19 protein-coding genes are annotated in these 18,090 nt (G+C 66.5%); 7 read left to right on the top strand and 12 right to left on the bottom strand.

What is annotated here, in order from left to right; translation table 11 throughout:
* Positions 1–77: 77 nt before the first annotated feature.
* From BKA07_RS05695 to BKA07_RS05675, 5 genes are all read right to left on the bottom strand, one after another.
* The gene (locus BKA07_RS05695; protein ID WP_167950040.1) at positions 78–1,133 is read right to left on the bottom strand and encodes a BadF/BadG/BcrA/BcrD ATPase family protein; all 1,056 of its coding nucleotides are present in this window, start codon (positions 1,131–1,133) and stop codon (positions 78–80) included.
* Entirely contained in the window at positions 1,130–2,149 is a 1,020-nt protein-coding gene (gene murQ / locus BKA07_RS05690; protein WP_167950039.1) for an N-acetylmuramic acid 6-phosphate etherase, read from the bottom strand. Before murQ ends, BKA07_RS05695 begins: the two co-directional genes overlap by 4 nt.
* Positions 2,149–3,654, bottom strand: coding sequence for a sodium:solute symporter (locus tag BKA07_RS05685; protein WP_167950038.1), 1,506 nt, complete (start codon positions 3,652–3,654; stop codon positions 2,149–2,151). Before BKA07_RS05685 ends, murQ begins: the two co-directional genes overlap by 1 nt.
* An 80-nt stretch (positions 3,655–3,734) precedes the next feature.
* Entirely contained in the window at positions 3,735–4,964 is a 1,230-nt protein-coding gene (locus BKA07_RS05680; RefSeq protein WP_167950037.1) for an anhydro-N-acetylmuramic acid kinase, read from the bottom strand.
* Entirely contained in the window at positions 4,961–5,701 is a 741-nt protein-coding gene (locus BKA07_RS05675; RefSeq protein WP_167950036.1) for a UTRA domain-containing protein, read from the bottom strand. Before BKA07_RS05675 ends, BKA07_RS05680 begins: the two co-directional genes overlap by 4 nt.
* A gap of 197 nt (positions 5,702–5,898) precedes the next feature.
* On the opposite strand from BKA07_RS05675, the gene BKA07_RS05670 reads away from it, so the two are divergent.
* Complete coding sequence (locus tag BKA07_RS05670; protein ID WP_167950035.1) at positions 5,899–6,561, top strand: 4a-hydroxytetrahydrobiopterin dehydratase; 663 nt, start codon at positions 5,899–5,901, stop codon at positions 6,559–6,561.
* Between the two features lie 115 nt (positions 6,562–6,676).
* Positions 6,677–7,387 carry a DedA family protein gene (locus BKA07_RS05665; RefSeq protein ID WP_167950034.1) on the top strand — a complete coding sequence of 237 codons (711 nt, stop codon included), beginning with the start codon at positions 6,677–6,679 and terminating at the stop codon, positions 7,385–7,387.
* 25 nt (positions 7,388–7,412) lie between these two features.
* Here BKA07_RS05665 and BKA07_RS05660 read toward each other — a convergent pair whose 3' ends face one another.
* The 3 genes from BKA07_RS05660 to BKA07_RS05650 all read right to left on the bottom strand — a co-directional run bounded on the left by BKA07_RS05660 (position 7,413) and on the right by BKA07_RS05650 (position 9,482).
* Positions 7,413–8,255, bottom strand: coding sequence for a shikimate dehydrogenase (locus tag BKA07_RS05660; RefSeq protein WP_209043878.1), 843 nt, complete (start codon positions 8,253–8,255; stop codon positions 7,413–7,415).
* 61 nt (positions 8,256–8,316) lie between these two features.
* Positions 8,317–8,754 carry a type II 3-dehydroquinate dehydratase gene (gene aroQ / locus BKA07_RS05655; RefSeq protein WP_167952922.1) on the bottom strand — a complete coding sequence of 146 codons (438 nt, stop codon included), beginning with the start codon at positions 8,752–8,754 and terminating at the stop codon, positions 8,317–8,319.
* A gap of 2 nt (positions 8,755–8,756) precedes the next feature.
* Positions 8,757–9,482: an IclR family transcriptional regulator gene (locus BKA07_RS05650; RefSeq protein WP_342448997.1), complete on the bottom strand. Its 726-nt coding sequence runs from the start codon at positions 9,480–9,482 to the stop codon at positions 8,757–8,759.
* Here BKA07_RS05650 and BKA07_RS19560 point away from each other — a divergent pair.
* The 4 genes from BKA07_RS19560 to BKA07_RS05635 all read left to right on the top strand — a co-directional run bounded on the left by BKA07_RS19560 (position 9,463) and on the right by BKA07_RS05635 (position 13,359).
* On the top strand, positions 9,463–9,597 hold the full coding sequence (locus BKA07_RS19560) for a hypothetical protein (protein ID WP_280712830.1): 135 nt from the start codon (positions 9,463–9,465) through the stop codon (positions 9,595–9,597). The genes BKA07_RS05650 and BKA07_RS19560 overlap by 20 nt on opposite strands.
* Positions 9,598–9,651: 54 nt before the next feature.
* A complete protein-coding gene (locus tag BKA07_RS05645; protein ID WP_167950032.1) occupies positions 9,652–10,974 on the top strand; it encodes an MFS transporter in 1,323 nt (440 codons plus the stop codon).
* Between the two features lie 77 nt (positions 10,975–11,051).
* A complete protein-coding gene (locus BKA07_RS05640; protein WP_167950031.1) occupies positions 11,052–12,950 on the top strand; it encodes a bifunctional sugar phosphate isomerase/epimerase/4-hydroxyphenylpyruvate dioxygenase family protein in 1,899 nt (632 codons plus the stop codon).
* A gap of 94 nt (positions 12,951–13,044) precedes the next feature.
* Positions 13,045–13,359: an XRE family transcriptional regulator gene (locus BKA07_RS05635; RefSeq protein WP_167950030.1), complete on the top strand. Its 315-nt coding sequence runs from the start codon at positions 13,045–13,047 to the stop codon at positions 13,357–13,359.
* A 455-nt stretch (positions 13,360–13,814) separates the two neighbouring features.
* Here BKA07_RS05635 and gap read toward each other — a convergent pair whose 3' ends face one another.
* Entirely contained in the window at positions 13,815–14,810 is a 996-nt protein-coding gene (gene gap, locus BKA07_RS05630; RefSeq protein ID WP_167950029.1) for a type I glyceraldehyde-3-phosphate dehydrogenase, read from the bottom strand.
* Positions 14,811–15,089: 279 nt separating this feature from the next.
* On the bottom strand, positions 15,090–15,596 hold the full coding sequence (locus BKA07_RS05625) for a MarR family winged helix-turn-helix transcriptional regulator (protein ID WP_167950028.1): 507 nt from the start codon (positions 15,594–15,596) through the stop codon (positions 15,090–15,092).
* Between the two features lie 230 nt (positions 15,597–15,826).
* On the opposite strand from BKA07_RS05625, the gene BKA07_RS05620 reads away from it, so the two are divergent.
* Positions 15,827–16,612: an SDR family NAD(P)-dependent oxidoreductase gene (locus tag BKA07_RS05620; protein WP_167950027.1), complete on the top strand. Its 786-nt coding sequence runs from the start codon at positions 15,827–15,829 to the stop codon at positions 16,610–16,612.
* A 33-nt stretch (positions 16,613–16,645) separates the two neighbouring features.
* Here BKA07_RS05620 and BKA07_RS05615 read toward each other — a convergent pair whose 3' ends face one another.
* Positions 16,646–17,683 (bottom strand): GlxA family transcriptional regulator, encoded by a 1,038-nt coding sequence (locus BKA07_RS05615; protein ID WP_167950026.1) that lies wholly within the window; start codon positions 17,681–17,683, stop codon positions 16,646–16,648.
* A 35-nt stretch (positions 17,684–17,718) separates the two neighbouring features.
* Positions 17,719–18,060 carry a carboxymuconolactone decarboxylase family protein gene (locus tag BKA07_RS05610; RefSeq protein ID WP_167950025.1) on the bottom strand — a complete coding sequence of 114 codons (342 nt, stop codon included), beginning with the start codon at positions 18,058–18,060 and terminating at the stop codon, positions 17,719–17,721.
* Between the last annotated feature and the right edge of the window lie 30 nt (positions 18,061–18,090).

The following is an 18,090-nucleotide window of genomic DNA, read 5'->3' as shown; positions in this document are numbered from 1 at the left end:
TCCTTAGTCGCATGCCGCAGCACTGCGGCTCAGAACCGATGGTAGTCCACGTCGGGAACGAGTGACATCGGTCGAGCTCAGGTCCACAGAACTCCCGGCTGTGATGACACATGATCGTGGGCGACATGACGCGCCAATGTCAGCGAACCGCTGAGCGGATCGCCCGCAGGATCGACGGCGCGGGTCTCGGAACTCAGCCGCTCCGCCTCAGCATGGAAAGCCTCGATGAGCGCTTCGCCCGCTTGGCGCAGACCACCTGCGAGCGCGATCCGGCGTGGTGCTGCTTGACCGCCGCCGTCCTTGCCGATACCGCCGTAATTGCCACAGACGCCGACCGCCGCGATCGCACTGCACGCGGCCTCGCGCCCCGCCTCGGCGAGCAGTGCCGCGGCCGCCGGATCACCGGTGCGAGCCAGACCTGCCACATCGATGGCGAATGCGGCAAGCAGTCCGGCACGGTCACTGCGCGTATAGAACATCGCGGGCCATGTGCTCGGCTCGCCGAACCTCGCCTTGGCCGCCGCGAGCAACGCAGCACCGGAAGGATCGACGCCGTCGTGGCACTTCAGCGCCGCTTCGAGCGCGCGCCTGCCGATCCAGGCTCCGCCTCCCCTGTCGCCGAACAGGTGCCCCCAACCGTCGACGCGCCTCCACCTCGGAAGAAGAGTTCCCTGCCCGTCGGGCCCGGGATGGGAGACTGCGATCGCTCCTGTCCCCAGAACCGTCACCGCTCCCCCGCTTCCGGACAGGGCACCGAGGTGGGCGGTCACGGCGTCGATCGCCACCGCCGTCTTCGCCTGCGCCTCGCGTGCCAACGACTGCGCGAGTTCGCCGACGTCCGTGCTCAGCGAGGCGATGCCGGTGGCGCCGATGCCGATTCCGCGGATCGATCCGAAGCTGTCGGGCCATGCCTCCCTTGCCGTCGCGACGAGGCGTCGGATCTGCTGCGGTGCGTTGCTTCCCTCCGTCCCGATCGACACCCCGGGGCCGGTGAGGGTGCACAGCGGTTCGTCGGTGAAGTCCCCCGAGGCGGCTTTCGTCTCCTTGGAGGGCGCGTCGGTCGCGCCGAGGCGTGCGAGCGCGACCCGGCTGCCGGTGCCGCCGATGTCGACCCCGAGGACGAATCCGCTCACGGCTGGGTCCGCCCCGGCTCGCCCGCTTCGGCCGACCGGGGCGCCGTGTCACCGGCGGTCACGGCGGCGATCGCGGCCCTGACCGAGCCCTCGTTGTCCTCGAGGTGTCTGGCCGCACCGGTCGGGTCCACCGAGGTGAAGGCGACGACCAGCGCCGCCTTGAGGTCCCCGCCGCAGCGTTCCAAGAGCTCGCGAGCCTCTCCCCCTTCAAGATCCGCGGCCTCGCAGAGGATGCGCACGGTCCGCTCCCGCAGCTTGGAGTTCGTCGCGACGACCGAGACCATGAGGTTGCGCCAGGTGCGTCCCAGGGCGATCATCAGCGCCGTGGAGAAACCGTTGAGCGTGAGCTTCTGCGCCGTGCCGGCCTTGAGCCGGGTCGACCCCGTGATCACCTCGGGCCCGGTGTCGAGCACGATGTGGTCGGCCGCGACCTCGGCGACGGAAGCATTGGGGTTGTTCGAGATGAGCACGGTGTGCGCGCCCACCTCTCCGGCGGCCGCCAGCGCCCCGCGGACGTAGGGGGTCGACCCGCTGGCGGCGATCCCGATCGCCACATCGTCCGCGCCGAGGGCTCCCCCGGCGCTGCGTCCGTCGGCTTCGGAATCCTCGGCGTTCTCCACCGCGTTGACCAGGGCAGCCTGGCCGCCGGCGATGTGGCCGACCACGCGACCGGACTCGAGGTTGAACGTCGGCAGGAGTTCGCTGGCGTCGAGGACTCCCAAACGGCCGGAGGTGCCGGCACCGAAGTAGTGAACCGCACCGCCTCGGCGCATCCGCTCGGCTGCGATGTCGACGAGGTCGGCCAGCTGCGGCAGGGCCTCGGCGACGGCGGTGAGGACTGCTTGGTCCTCCTCGTTCATCACCGTCAGGACACCGAGGGTGTCGAGCTCGTCGAATCCGGCGCTGCGGGGATTGCGCTGCTCCGTCGGGGGCAGGCCGGCCGGGGATCGACGGTCGGAGGACGAGCGGTCGGAGAACGGCCGGTCCCTGGACGGGGAGTGCTGGGAGGACGCCATCAGCGGTTGCTGCCTTCCACCTCGGCGACGGTGGTCTGCTTCTGCGTCTTGGGATGACGCAGGGACAGGAACCCGCCGAGTGCGACCATGACGATGATGCCGAGGGCCGGGTACCACTGCCAGGCGACCCAGACCTCACCGGTGACGTACTTCTCCATGACGAAGAAGAAGGCGTTGACGGCGACCGCGAGGGCGAAGGTGATGTTCGCATCGACCGCGGTCGCGCGCTTGTTGATGATCCCGAACACGAAGGCACCGAGCAGTCCGCCGTAGGTGATGCCCGCCACGCCCAGGGCGAGGATGACGATGTTGCCCTCATCGGATTGGAAGATCGTGGCCGGGAGGATGAAGGCCACACCCCAGCCGATCGTCGCCCAGCGTCCGACGTTGAAGCCTTCGGCGTCGGTCATCGGTGTTCTCTTCAGCCGTGCGTAGACGTCGTTGACGGTCGAGGAGGACAGTGCGGACAGGGACGAGGACAGGGTCGACATGGCGGCCGCGAGGATGCCGGCCAGCAGCAGTCCCGAGACCCCGGGTGGCAGGCCCTCGATGATGAAGAGCGGGAAGATCTCGTCATCGCGGGTCAGGCCCAGATCGGCAGGCAGCTTGTGGTCGTAGTAGGCCCACAGGGCCAGACCGACGGCGAGGAAGATCGCGAACTGGACGAAGACGACGACGCCGGAGACGATGAGGGCCTTCTGCGCCTCGACCTTCGACCGGCAGGACAGGAGCCGCTGGACGACGAGCTGGTCCGAGCCGTGCGAGGCCATGGCGAAGATGGCGCCGCCGAGCAGCGAGGGAATGAACGAGGCGTCCGCCGAGATCGGGTTGCCCTCGAAGATGAACATGTTGAGCTTGCCCGCGGATGCGGCATCGGCGACCCAGCCGCCGCCGAAGGAGGCGGTGATGACGATGATCGACAGGAGACCGCCGAAAACGTAGAGACACATCTGGGCCACGTCGACCCAGACGACGGCCTTGATTCCGCCGATGAAGGTGTAGGCGATCGTGACCAGGGACAGGACGACGATGATGACGAAGTAGTTCGTGTGGATCCCCAGCCCGTCGAGGATCACCTTGACGGGGATGGCGGCGGCCAGCACACGGATGCCGTCGGCGAGCAGGCGGGTGAACAGGAAGGTCACACCCGCGGTCGTCTGTGTCGAGGTGCCGAAGCGTTTGCCCAGGTAGGCGTACGCGGTGAGCATCTCACCGTCGTAGTACCTGGGCAGCATGAAGAAGGCGACGACGACGCGGCCGAGGATGTAGCCCAGCCCCAGCTGCAGGTAGTTGATGTCGCCGAGGTAGCTCATGACCGGAATGCCGATCACCGTCAGCGCACTGGTCTCCGTGGCCACCACGGACAGACACACCGCCCACCAGGGCAGATTCCGGCTGCCGAGGAAGTAGCCCTTGAGGTCCTTCTGCTTTCCGCTGAGCTTCAGCCCCAACCACGCCGTGGCGACGAGGTAGGCGATGATCACCAGGAGGTCGATGATCTGCATGGTCTTTCTCCTTCATCCAAGGGGTGTGCGTTGCTTCGAGAGGTGTGCGTCGGTGCAGGATCCTCGTCAGTGCAGGGTCTTCAGTTGGGCAGGATCTTCAGTTGGGCGGGCAGCGTCGTCAGTGGTTCGGGCAGTGTGAGCGGGCCGTGGCCCGGGCTCAGTCGTCCTGCGATGCTCGGGTGCGCGGCGCCGGTGAGGCTCGGCTGAGTCCCGGCCAGTCCGTTCCAGCTCAGCCACCCGAGCAGCGCCATCAGCAGTGCTTCCTTGGCTGCTTCGGGCACTCCGAGGGCTTCGTCGGTGGTCGACAGTGTGATGTCCTCGCCGAGGTTGTCGGCCAGGTGCCGCATGAGCACCGGGTTCCGGGTTCCGCCCCCGGAGGCGATGACGGCGGTGACATCGTGTGCGCGGCATGCCTCGGCGACGGTCCGAGCAGTCAGTGCTGTCACCGTGGCGATCGCATCGAGCTCGCCGAGGCGGGGGCGGGCTGTGAGGAACCCGTCGAGGTAGGCGGAGTGGAAGAGTTCCTTGCCCGTCGACTTCGGGGCCGGCCGCGCGTAGTACGGGTCGGCCAGAAGCCGGGCGAGCAGCTCGTCGTCGATGCTGCCCTGGGCGGCCAGTTCACCGTCACGGTCGAAGCCCTTCTCTCCCTGCGTGATCCTGCGGGCGAGAACGTCGATGAGTGCATTGGCCGGACCCGTGTCGAAGGCGAGCGGATCGCTGTGCGGGGAGAGGACGGTGATGTTGGCGATGCCGCCGAGGTTGAGCACCGCAGTCGGCTCCGTGGCCTCGCCCAGGAGCAGGCTGTCGAGGATCCCGACGAGAGGTGCGCCCTGACCGCCTGCGGCGACGTCGCGGGCGCGGACGTCGGAGAGCACGGGTGCTCCGGTGTCCTCGGCGATCCACGCGGGCTGGCCGATCTGCAGGGTCGAGGTGACGGTGTCGTCGGTGATGTCGTGGCGGACAGTCTGCCCGTGGGAGACGACGAGGTCGCAGTCGACTCCGGTCTCGACGCAGAGCTGCTTGAGTGCCTCAGCGCTGAATCTGCCCAGGCGGGCGTCGACGCTCGAGACCAGGGACAGAGGGACGTCGTTCGGTTCGAGGAGGCGGAGGATGTCGCGGGCGAGGTTGGGGTCAAAGGGGACTTCGCGGGCGGCAACGATGCGGACGCCGAGCTCACCGCCTGCCTCGGCGGCGCCGGCGGCGGAGTCGGCGGCGCCGGCGTCGGCAGCGTCGGCGTCGTGGGTGAACTCGGCGAGAACGATGTCGAGACCGTCGGCCGAGGTCCCGGTCATGAGTCCGGCGATGATCATGCGAGGCTCCCTTCGGGCCGTTCATTCCCGCTGAGCCGGTCGGGCAGAGTGAGTTCGGTGCGGATCTTGTACCGGTCACCGCGGTAGACGGAACGGACGAATTCGAAGGGCACCCCGTCGGCGCTGTGCGAGGTACGTTCGAACAGCAGAGCCGGTGACTGCTCGGGAACTCCGAGCACCTTCGCCTCATCCGCATCGAGGAGAGTCGGTTCGATCGTCTGGACGCTGTGGTTGAGTTCGATGTCGAAGCGCGAGCGCAGCAGTTCGTAGAACGAGCTGTTCTCCAGATCCGCAGCCGCCAGGCCCGGGACGAGTGAGGCGGGGATGTGCAGCTCCTCGAGCGCGAGCGGCTCATCATCGGCCAGACGCAGACGCAGGATCGCGACCACCTCGGCGGCGTCGTCGAGGTGGAGCCTGCGTCCGATGTGGGCTCCGGCCTTCGTCACGTCGAAGGAGAGCACCCGCGATCCGGGGCGCATACCGCGAGCGAGCATGTCCTCGGTGAAGGAACTCGCTGCCAGGGGCTGGTCGAGCTTCGGTCCGAGGGCGAAGACGCCGGCACCATGGCGGCGTCGGACCACGCCCTTGGCGACCAGTTCGTCGATGGCCCGGCGCAGGGTCATGCGTGAGATGCCCAGCGCCTCGGCCAGCTGGCGTTCGGGCGGGAACTGCTCCCCGGCGGCCATCGATTCGAGCCGATCGAGGAGCTGGTCCCTGATGGAGTGGAATTTCGTCACGTGACCATTGAGGCACAGGACACACCACAAAATCAAGACCACTGGTCTATTTTATTCACGGTGCGTGCCCGAAGCGCGCCGACGGCGCGTGTTCGGAAGCGCGCCAGCGGCGCGTGCTTGGAAGGAGGTCCGCCAGGCGCCGAAGTCGGAGACGTCGACCGCTTCCCAGGCACCGATCGAGCTTCTAGCATTGGTTCATGACCGCATACACCGGACAGAAGCTGCTCGACGCCCTCGATGCCCATGGTCTCCCCGATTGGCAGGGACTGCCGGCGTGCATCGGCGCCCGCTTCCTCAGCGGCGACTTCGCGACCGGACTCGAGCTCGTGACACGCATCGGTGCCGCCGCCGAGGAGGCGAACCATCACCCGGACGTCACCCTCACCTTTCCGTATGTCGCCATCCGACTGACCAGTCACGACACCGGAGCCGTGACCGAACGCGACCTCGAGCTCGCGGGCCGGATCAGCGAACTCGCCGCCTCGGCGGGGGTGGTTGCGGATCCGAAGGTTCCCGCGCTGCTCGAACTCGGCATGGACACAGCCGACAGGGACGCCATCGCCCCGTTCTGGGCCGTCCTGCTCACCGGCGATGCGAGCAATGTGTCCGGACCCGATGTCATTGACCCTGCCGGGCAGATGCCGCTGCTGTGGTTCCAGGACTGCGAAGAGCACGCGGTGCCACATCAGCGCCTGCACGTCGACGTCTCGGTTCCGGCAGCGGCAGCGCCCGAGCGCATCCGCGCGGCAGTCGAGGCCGGTGGCACGGTCGTCGACGAGGCCCAGGCACCGTCGTTCACCGTCCTCGCCGATGCCGACGGCAATCGCGCCTGCGTCTGCACCCTGGAGAATCGCCCGTAGCCTCTGCCCTCTGCCTCGGCTGCGTTCAGACCAGCCCTGACGCGGTCTGCCAGGCTTCGCCTGAGTCGCTGTGATACCGTGAGCGCCGACCGCACAGCCCCACGCAGGAGCCCCGATGAGTGAGAACCGTCTGCCCGATGACGAGGCCGGGCGTGAGCACCCCTGGGCGGCGCTCAAACCGTGGGAGGGCAAGGCTAAGCGCCTCGACAAGCTGCTGCTCTTCCTCATCATCGGAGTCCCGCTCGTCTACCTGGGACTCATGCCGCTGCGCCCCTGGATGCTGGTGAATGCCCCCGTCCTCCAGGAGTTCATCAATGGCGCGAAGACCGCCGTGGTCGCGGCCGGCGCCTATGCCCGGGTCGGCGAGATTCCGCTGTGGCTCGTCGTGGTCGCCGGTTTCGTCGGGATGGCCAAGCTCGACTGGGCCTTCTGGCTGGCCGGCAGGCGGTGGGGCGACGGCGTGCTCCGGCTCTTCGCGCAGAACGAACGGCAGGTCAAACGCGTCGAATCGCTCAAGCGGATCCCCAACTGGGCACTGTTCCTCATGACGATCGTGGCGCGCTGCCCGGGAGTCCCCGGCACCCTCGTCTACCTCGTCGCCGGATGGACGCGGATGAGACTGTCGCTGTTCCTCATCGCCGACCTGCTGGGCTGTCTGGTCTTCACGCTCATCTGGACGATTCTCGGCTACCAGTTGGGCGAAACCGCCGTCGACGTGCTCAAAGTCGTCGACAAGTACGCCCTGTGGCTGACTCTGGCGATCATCGTCGGCATCTTCGTCATCACCTACATCAGGGAATATCGGAGGCAGAAGAACGCGCAGTGAGCCGGCGCTTCTCGCGTCGGTGGCCTCAGGCGCCGAATGACAGGAAGGTCTCGCGCATCCGCATCGGGTCCGCCGTGCGCCCGCTGAAGAGTTCGAAGGCGTCGATCGCCTGATTGACGGCCATCCCGGATCCGTCCAAGGTCCGGCAGCCCTTCTCCTTCGCTTCCGCCAGCAGCTGGGTTTCGAGCGGGAAGTACACGACATCGGCCACCCAGGTCTGCGGATCCAGCAGACCCGTGTCGAAGGGCGTCCCCGGGAAGGCCGCCATGCCCACAGGTGTGGCATTGACGATTCCGTCCGCCGAGGTGATGGCCGGTTCGAGGTCCGCCGTGGAGATCGCACGGACATGGTCCCCGATCTCCGCAGCCAGGTCCTGTGCTCTGGCTGCGCTGATGTCGGCGATGATGAGCTCTGCGACTCCCAGCTGCGAGAGTGCGAAGGCGACGGCTCGTCCCGCTCCCCCTGCGCCGATCTGCACGACCCGGCGCCTGGACGCAGTGCCCAGCCCTGCTTCGAAGCCCCGAGCGAAGCCGGTGACATCTGTGTTGTGACCCGTCGTCCGGCCCGATTCGTCGATGACGACGGTGTTGACCGAGCCGATCCGATGTGCCACGGGGTCGACCTCGTCGAGAAGCTCGATGACCTGCTGCTTGAACGGGTGGGTGATGTTGAGTCCGTCGAAGCCGAGGCGGACTGCCGAGCTCAGCAGCTCACTCAGACCCACCTCGGACGATCGCTGTGTCGCGATGTCGATCGTGCGATAGATCGTGGTGAGGTCGTGTGCGGCGCCTTCGTCCTCGTGCATGCGCGGTGTGCGGGAGGCGGAGATGCCTTCGCCGATGAGCCCCAGGAGCAGTGGTCGGGTCATGATCTCGCTTTCATGTGGTGCGTGTGGTGTTCAGACTGTGTGGCGCTCAGGCGTGTGGTGTTCAGGCATCGAGGTCTTCGGCCAGGATCTCCATCGCGTGCACGTACCCCTTGGCTCCGGCGCCGGCGACGACGGCGGTCGCGGCGGGTGAGAGGAACGAGTGGTGACGGAACGATTCGCGGGCGTGGGGGTTGCTCAGGTGCACTTCGATGATCGGATGGTCATAGGACTTGAGCGCATCGTGGAGTGCGAGGGAGGTGTGCGTGTAGGCACCGGCGTTGATGATGGCGCCCACAGTGGTCTCCCGGGCCTCGTGCACGGCGTCGATGAGGTCGCCCTCATGGTTGCTCTGCAGACAACGGACGCTCAGGCCCGCCTCGGCGGCGGTCCGGGTGCACATCTCTTCGATGTCGGCCAGGGTCGTGCGCCCGTAGATCTCGGGTTCGCGGACTCCGAGCAGGTTGAGATTGGGTCCGTTGAGGACGAGTACGGTCGGCAAGCTCACCTCGGCATTCTGGCTGCGACCGCGGTCGCAGCCTCTCTCAGTTGGGGGACGAACTCGACGAGTTCGTCCAGCGTGCGGCGGAAGACCGGAGCGGCCAGCGCGAGGGCCGCCAGCAGTCGCCCATCGAGGTCGAACACCGGCACGGCCAAGGCGTTCATGCCGACGTCGTTCTCCTCGGACTGCCCCGCCCAGCCGAGTTCGCGGATGCGTTCGAGCTTGGCCCGCAGCTCATCGGCGTCGGTGACGGACTGCGGGGTCCGCGGCTCCAGGACGAGTGCGTCGACGGTGCGGTCGACGTTCGCGTCGTGGGCCAGGAGAGCCTGACCCAAGGCGGAGGTGTGCAGCGGGGATTCGTCTCCGGGGTCGGTCGTCGTCCGAAACTGCGGCCCGTCGACCGTGAGCACCGTCAGCGCGGCGTCGGCCCGACGGACGGAGAGGATGCTCGACTCCCCCGTGGTCCGGGTCAGTGTCTGCAGGAGGTCCTTGGACGATCCCGCGAAGCCGCGACGGTGGGCGACCTTCTGACCGAGGCGGAAGACCTCCAGACCCAGAGTGTAGGCCTTGGTCGAGGGATCGAAGTCGGCGTATCCGGTTTCGACGAGTCCGCCGAGGAGCCTGTAGGCCGTGCTGAAGGGATGACCGGTGACCTCGGCGGCCCTGGCGGCACTGACGCCCTCGGCGTGGTCGCCGAGGAGCTCGAGCATGTCGAAAGCCTTGGTCACCGAACTGGATCCTTTGGCCGGCATCGTCGCCTCCTTGGCTGCGGCATGGTTTCGACGGGGCTTCGTCGATGTGGATTGGTCGTTGACAGACTATGTCATCGCGATCACACTGTAAACCATACTGTGACAACTACTGCCATATTATGGCAATGAAGAAATGCGAGGAAGCATGATCAACGCGACCGAAGACGCTCGTCCAGCCAAAACGCCGCTGCGGGCGGCGTTGTCGAGCTGGACAGGTTCTGCCCTCGAGTACTACGACTTCGCGGTCTACGGAACCGCCGCGGCGCTGGTGCTCAACGTGCTGTTCTTTCCGGACACCACCGCGCCGGGCCTGTCCATCCTCCTGGCGATGGGCACCGTCGGAGTCGCCTATGTCGTCCGACCGCTGGGCGCCCTGATCATGGGCCCGTTGGGCGACCGGTTCGGACGCAAGTTCGTCCTCATGCTCACCCTGTTCCTGATGGGGCTCTCGACCTTCGTCGTCGGCTGTCTGCCCACCTATGAACAGGTCGGCTACCTCGCGCCCATCCTCCTCGTCCTGTGCCGGGTGATCCAGGGTCTGTCTGCAGCCGGTGAGCAGGCGAGCGCGATCAGCGTCTCCCTCGAGCACTCGGCGGAGACCAAGCGCGCATGGACGACGAGCTGGACGCTGCACGGCACCCAGGCCGGAACCCTCCTGGCCACCGCCGTCTTCATCCCCTTCACCACCTTCCTGCCCGAAGAGGCCCTGTTCAGCTGGGGCTGGAGAGTGCCCTTCTGGCTCTCGGCCCTCGTGGTGCTGACCGCCTGGCTGATCCGCCGCGGCCTCGACGAACCGCCGGCCTTCAAGAAGGCCGGCAACGCACACCCGCCGCTGAAGGCAGTCTTCCGCTGGCACAAGGCCGCGGTCCTGCGCGTGGCGGCCTGCGCCATGGTCAACACGGTCAATATGGTCTTCACCGTCTGGTCGCTGTCGTTCGCGACCTCGATCGTCGGCCTCGAAAGGTCGACCATGCTGCTCGTCTCGGTCATCGCCAATGCCATCGCACTGCTCGCCATTCCTGCGGCCGCGATCCTCTCGGACAGGCTCGGCCGCAGACCGGTCTTCATCACCGGCGCCCTGGGCGCCGGCCTGATGATGTTCCCGTACCTGGGCGCGGTCTCGAGTGGAAGCTGGACGCTGATCTTCATCTGCGGAGCGATCATGTCCGGCTGCGCCTATTCGATGGCGAATTCCATCTGGCCCTCGTTCTACGCCGAGATGTTCCCCACGACGGTTCGCGTCACCGGCGTGGCCCTGGGCACACAGATCGGCTTCGCGGTCTCCGGCGGTCTCGCCCCCGTGCTGGCCTCGGCCGTCGCCGGAGCCTCGGGCCAGAACTGGGTGTCCGTGGCCGGGTTCACCGCCGGAGTCTGCATCTTCACGGCCCTGGCGGCGATGACGGCGAAGGAGACCAAGGGGCTCAGCCTCGAAGAGATCGACACAGTCCACACGTCACGCTCACGCTGAACAGTGTGCCCGTGACCAGAACAGTGCGCCCGTGACCAGAACAGTGCGCCCGTGACCAGGAGTGAGAAAGGACGTCCATGCGAACGTCGATAGCAACAGTGTGCCTGTCGGGAACCCTCGAGGAGAAGCTCCGGGCGGCGGCACGGGCAGGCTTCGACGGGGTCGAGATCTTCGAGCAGGATCTCGTCGTCTCCCCCGACTCGCCCGAGGCCATCGCCCAACTGGCGCGGGAGCTGGACATCGGGCTCGACCTGTACCAGCCTTTCCGGGACTTCGAAGGCGTCGACGAGGACCAGTTCGAGAAGAACCTCAAACGCGCGGAATCGAAGTTCGGGCTCATGGCCCGGCTCGGTATCGACACCATGCTCCTGTGCTCGAACGTCGGCACCGCCACCATCTCCGATGACGGCATCGTCGTCGAACAGCTGCGCCGCCTCGGCGACCTGGCCGAGCGATACGAGGTGAACATCGCCTATGAGGCCCTGGCCTGGGGCCGGTTCGTCTCCGAATACGACCATGCCTGGGACCTGGTGAAGGCCGCCGATCACGTCCGGATCGGAACCTGCCTCGACAGCTTCCACATCCTCTCTCGCGATACGGATCTGGATCGAATTGCGGAGATCCCCGGAGACAAGATCTTCTTCCTGCAGCTCGCCGATGCTCCGGCCCTGACTATGGACGTGCTCAGCTGGTCCCGCCACCACCGGGTGTTCCCCGGCGAGGGCTCCTGGGATCTCAGCGATTTTCTGACCAGGGTCGCGGCCACCGGCTACGCGGGACCGGTCTCGCTCGAGGTCTTCAACGATTCGTTCCGCCAGGGCGACACGAACAGGACGGCCGTCGACGGCCTGCGCTCCCTGCGCTGGCTCGAGGCGAGCATCGCCGATCGGTCTGCGTCCGAGGCTCGCGGCCCGGAGGGTTCGGACTCGACGGCCCGGCTCGATCTGCAGCCGCTGCCCGAGGTGGAGGAGCCCCGCGGAATCAACTATGTCGAGCTGAGCACCGACGATCTCGGTGTGCTCACCCGTCAGATGCACCAGCTCGGGTTCCAGTTCATCGGATTCCACCGGAGCAAACCTCACGTGCAGCTGTGGCTGCGGGGAAAGGCCCGCATCATCGTCACCGAGGTGACAGACGCTGCGAACACCACCTCGGCGCCGGTGAGTGGGACGTTCCTGCGCGGAATCGGATTCGAAGTCCTCGACTCCGAGGCAGCCATGGATCGCGCCGCACTTCTGCACGCGATCGAGGTCCCTCGCGATGAAGCACACGACGAAGAAGTGCTGCGAGGCGTGTTCGCCCCCGACGGCTCCGAGGTCTTCTTCCACCAGTTGGACCGAAGCAGACCGGCCTGGATCAGGGAGTTCGGACACGACCACGACGAGCAGGTCTCCCACATCGACCACGTGAACCTGGCTCAGCCCTCGAACCACTACGACGAGGCCGTCCTGTTCTACACCTCGCTCCTGGCGCTGCACGCCCAGTCCTCACAGGACGTGCCGAGCCCATCGGGCCTGGTCAGATCCCAGGTCATGTCGAGCAGCGACGGATCGGTTCGGATGCCGCTCAACGTCTCACCGCAGCCGCACGCCGAGGCCGGAGCCGGCCGACGCAGCATCGGCTCGGCGGTCGAGGCTTACCCGGAGCATGTGGCTGTGGCCTGCGAGGACATCTTCGACGCCGCCGCCACAGCGCTGTCGCGCGGGTTGGATTTCCTGCCTGTGCCGCAGAACTACTACGAGGACCTCGACTCCCGGTTCGACCTCGACCCGGAATTCCTGCAGCGTCTGCAGGAGCACCACGTCCTCTACGACCGGGACGCACGCGGGGAGTTCCTGCACTTCTACACCTCGACGATCGGTTCGGTCTTCTTCGAGATGATCGAGCGCCGAGGCGACTACCTCGGTTTCGGCGCACCCGACGCTCCCGTCCGGTTGGCTGCTCAGCATCGGAGGAACGCGCAATGGAGTTCGTAGGGCAGCGACGTCGCTGCCCCAGTGGTGCGGGACGGCGTCTGGCAGGTTCGGGGTTCTTCTGGCAGCTTATGGGTTCTTCTGGCAGGGTAAGAGCATGAGCAATGAACAGATCTTCGACGGCCCATTGGCTCGTGCGGCCCGTGCCCTGTGTCGCGTCTCCGCGAAGGATGTGGCGTCCAAGGCGAGTGTGCGGAAGTCCGAACTCAAGAATTTCGAAAAGGGGCTCGAGGACCTCACCGAGCAGCAGGAGCACCGCGTCCGAGAAGCGCTCGAGGAGTTCGGTGCCTGGTTCGTCCGCGACGAGTCGCACGGCGGCTACGGTGTGCGACTGAAGTTCAACCGCGCCAAGGTCCGTGCCATCGAGCGCTGGGAGGACGAAGGCGGTTCACACGCCGAAGACGACGTCTGAGCACACCGGAATCAGCTGAGCACACGAGAAGCCGGTTGCACGAAGGCGGGGGCTGCGGCCTCCGCCTTCTGCGTTGCGCAGGTGGAGTCTTCCCCGAGACTCGTCGGTTTACGGAACAGTACATCGGTTGCAACCTGTGTACTGTTCCGCAAGGTGATGCGGCGCCACTCCGCACGGTGATGCCCCGCCACCTGTGCGCTGCCTCGGGACAGCGCACCCTCCTCAACCGAGGATCGCGGTTCCGCCGCCGACGCCCCTTGGCACCCTAGACGTAGCCGAGCTCCGAGGGGTTGCACGACAGCGGCCCCGATCATGCGCAGAACATGGTCGGGGCCGCTTTTCGTCGGTCAGTCGTGGGCGAGCCGTCAGCCGTGGGCGAGCCGTCACCCTGGGTGAAGGGTCGCCCCTGAGCGAGCCGTGCCCCTCGGCGAAGGGGCGACTCTGGGCTGATGGCCTCAGCCCTGGGCGATGAACTCCAGGTTGTCGACGACGCGGTTGGAGAAGCCCCATTCGTTGTCATACCACGCGACGACCTTGACCCGTTTGCCCTCGACGCGGGTGAGCGCTGAGTCGAAGATCGAGGAGGCTGTCTGGCCCGCGATGTCGCTGGAGACGACCGGCTCGGTCTCGTACTCGAGGATGCCCTTGAGCTCCCCGTCGGCGGCCGTGCGGTAGGCGTCGAGCACCTCGTCGCGGGTGACCTCACGGGAAACGGTGGTGTTGATCTCGACGATGGAACCGACCGGCACGGGCACGCGCATGGCATCGCCGCTGAGCTTGCCGTCGAGCTGCGGAAGCACAAGGCCGATAGCCTTCGCGGCCCCTGTCGATGTGGGGATGATGTTCTCCGCTGCGGCTCGGGCACGACGGGGATCCTTGTGTGGACCGTCCTGGACCATCTGGTCGCCGGTGTAGGCGTGGACGGTGGTCATGAAGCCCTGTTCGATGCCGGCCAGGTCGTCGAGGACCTTCGCCAGCGGGGCCAGTGCGTTCGTGGTGCACGAGGCGTTCGAGATGATGGTGTGCTCGGGCTTGTAGGCCTCGGTGTTAACACCGTAGGCCAAGGTGACGTCTGCGCCCTTGGACGGGGCGGAGACGAGGACCTTCTTCGCACCGGCGGTGATGTGTGCCCGCGCCTTGTCCGCCTTGGTGAAGCGGCCGGTGGATTCGAGGACGATGTCGACGCCCATCTCGGACCAGGGCAGGTTCTCGGGGTTCTTCTCAGCGAGGACCTTTGTCGGCTTTCCGTCGATGATGATCTCGTCGCCGGAAACCTCGACGGGGAGCCCGAAGCGACCGAGGGTGGTGTCGAACTTCAGCAGTCTGGCAAGGTCCTCGACGGGGCCGAGGTCGTTGATGGCAACCACCTCGAGGTCACTGCCGCGTTCCTTCAGAGCGCGCAGGGTGCTGCGTCCGATACGACCGAAACCGTTGATGGCGATGCGAGTCAATGTCACTCCTTGGGAGGGTCCGTTTGTAGGTACAACCCCATAGTCTCGCGTTCGAGCATCGCCCAACAGTGGCCAGCGAGACAATCTACGCAAGGTTACTGCCAGACCTATTGCCAGATACCGCAAGTATCCAGCCACCAAAAATCGAGCCGAACGCAGACGTGCCATCAGTCCCCAGGGGTCAGTGTTCAGTCCCCAGGGCCCAGGCGCTCAACCCCAGAACCCAGCTCCCGGAGCTCAGTCACCAGCCCCGGGCCTCCGGGGCTCAGGGCTCAGGACTCAGGACTCAGACGAGCCCGCGCCACCGGGGAGCCATCCGCCATCGTCTCGGATCGCAGCATTGACCCTCCGGCTGCTCTCGCGAAGCGCTCGCGCCTGGGACCGCGTCAGCGAATCGAAGACGAGGCGACGCACAAGGGCGACGTGCCCGGGCTGCGCGGCCCACACGGCATCAAGCCCCAGGTCGGTCAAGGTCGCGACCGTGATGCGCCCATCGTTTGAATCCGGAGCTCGTTGGACCCAGTGCTTGCGCTCAAGCCGTCCGACGGCGCGCGAGAGTCGCGAGAGGGTGCTGTTGGCATATCCCGCCAGCTCGCTCATGCGCAGCGCGCGCCCCTCGGCCTCCGACAGGGCGAAGAGGATACCGAACTCGAAGTGGCTGAGCCCGGAATCGGCCTGCAGCTGCGCATCGAGCGCAGCGGGAAGCCATTCCAGAAGCGTCGCCACCGCCGACCAGACCTCGAGCTCATCGGAATTGAACGCATCATCGGACTCTGCATCGACCATGCAGCCCACCCTAGCAGTTTACTTGCTTGAGAAAGTGAAAACACCTACAGTCTACTTACTCAGGAAAGTAATAATCGACGCCGACGCCGGAGACAGCGCCGACGCCGACGCCGGAGACAGCGCCGACGCCGACGCCGGAGACAGCGCCGACGCCAGAGCCAGCGCCGACGCCAGAGCCAGCGCCGACGCCAGTATCCCTGCCGTCGGCCGCATGGAAGGACACACGCAGCATGGAGACAGGTCTCGCCGGGAAGAGAGCATTCGTCAGCGGATCCACACAGGGCATCGGGTTCGCCGTTGCTGCGGCATGCGCGGCTGAAGGCGCCTCCGTGGTGATCAATGGGCGTGATGAGCAGCGAGTCGAGAACGCAGTCGAACGCATCCGCGCTGCCGTACCCGACAGCGACGTGTCGGGAATCGCAGCCGACTTCGCCGACCCACAGCAGGTCGAGACTCTCCTGGAGGCGCTGACAGATGTGGACGTGCTGGTCAACAATGTCGGGCGGTTCGAGGTCTCCCCCTTCTCGCAGGCGCGGGACGCACAGTGGCTGGAGGACTTCGAAGTCAATGTGATGAGCGGGGTCCGCCTCTCACGCAGCCTCCTCGACCCGATGCTCGCGAAAGGCTGGGGCCGCATCATCTTCATCGGCACCGAGTCCGCCGTCGATGTGCCGGGTGAGATGATCCGCTACGGGGCGACGAAGGCTGCCGCACTCGCGTTGAGCAACGGCCTTGCGAAGCTCACCCGCGGCACCGCTGTCACGGTCAATACCGTGATCGGCGGGCCGACCTATTCCACCGGCGTGGCAGACACGGTCGAGCACATCGCTGCCGAGCAGGCGACCTCGCCCGAGGCGCTGAAGTCCGCACTCGTGCGCGAGACCTCCCTCATCCAGCGCTTCATCGATCCCGAAGAGATCGCGAATCTGGTGATCTATCTGGCCAGCACGAAGTCTTCGGCCACCAATGGCGCGGCGCTTCGCACCGATGGCGGCGTCCTCCCCACCACACTGTGAGGCCCGGCTGACCGCGTCGACCCCTCCGCAGAATCAGCCGGAGAACGTGTGCCGATACTCATTGGGAGAGGTTGAGAGGATGCGCTGGAAGTGCATCCGCAGATTCGCTCCGGTGCCCAGCCCCACCTGGTCGGCGATCTGCTCGATCCCCAGGTCGCTGTTCTCGAGGAGTTCCCTGGCCAGATCGACGCGGGCCCTGAGCACCCACTGCATCGGGGTGTAGCCGGTGTCGTCGACGAAGCGCCTGGAGAAGGTGCGCACGGAGACTCCGGCGTTGGCGGCAAGATCCGTCAGCGTCAGTGATTCGCCGAGGTGCTGCAGTGCCCACTCCCTCGTGTCGGCGAAGACCTCGCCCAAGGGGTCGGGAACGCTGCGCGGGACGTATTGGGCCTGCCCGGCGCTGCGGTAAGCGGCGGCGACCAAGCGGCGGGCCACTTGGTTGGACAGCCCCACACCGTGGTCGCGGCGGATGAGGTGCAGGCAGAGATCGATCGCCGAGGCGGCCCCCGCCGAGGTCAGCAGCGCGCCCTCGTCGATGAACAGGACGTTCTCGTCGACCTCGATCGAGGGATAGCGTCGAGCCAGCTCCTTCGCCGTCGACCAGTGTGTCGTGGCTCGCCGCCCCGCGAGCAGGCCCGTCCGGGCGAGGACGAAGGTGCCGGTCGAGATCGCTGCGATTCTGGTACCGCGTTCGAAGGCGGAAAGCAGGGCGCCGACGACGGCCGCGGGTGGTTCCTCGTCGACCGCAGAAGTGGCCCCGGGGATGACGATCGTGTCGGCCGATTCCAGCGCATCGAGTCCCACGTCGACGGAGTAGGAGAGTCCGTCGGCACCGGCGACCAGCCCCGGCACCGCCCCGCAGACCTCGACCGAGTACGGCCAGGTTCCGCCGGGGAGGATGCCGCTCGAGTGGACGGCATCGCCGGGACTCACAGCATTGGACCCCCGACCGAAGACCTGGACGGGAACTCCGAGGTCGATGGCAGAGACCCCGCCCAGTGCCAACACGAGAATGCGGTGCGGCTGCAGGCGGGGTGTTCTGCGCGGTGATGCTCGGGAGTCCTCAGTCATGATTGCCCTTCAGTCTAGACAATCGACCGGCCGGCTCAGTGGTCGTGGGCTCCGGTGAGCTTGAAGCCGAGGCGCCCGTGGGCGAATGCTCCGCCGGCCCGGATCGCCGAGGCGGTCCATGCGGTCTCTGCCAGCTCGGTCTCCGTGGCACCGGCCTTGACCGCGGCGTTCGAGTGCGCGTCGATGCAGTAGGCGCACTGGGTCGTCAGTCCCACGGCATAGGCGATGAGCTCACGGTACTTGAGCGGGATCTCGCGTCCGTCCTCGGCGAAGACGGCATTGTTGAAATCGCCGAAGGCCTTGAGGATGTCCGGAGTGGTCTCCTTGTAGGCCTTGTCGTACTTTCCGTCGCCTTCGCGATCGAAGAAGTCAGTCATGGTGTGCTACCTCCTGGGGTCGATGTCCTT

Origin of the sequence: Brevibacterium marinum, from assembly GCF_011927955.1 — a bacterium.
Lineage (GTDB): Bacteria > Actinomycetota > Actinomycetes > Actinomycetales > Brevibacteriaceae > Brevibacterium > Brevibacterium marinum.
Note: the sequence above shows the minus strand (reverse complement) of the source record. Positions and strands in the feature narration are given on the sequence as shown.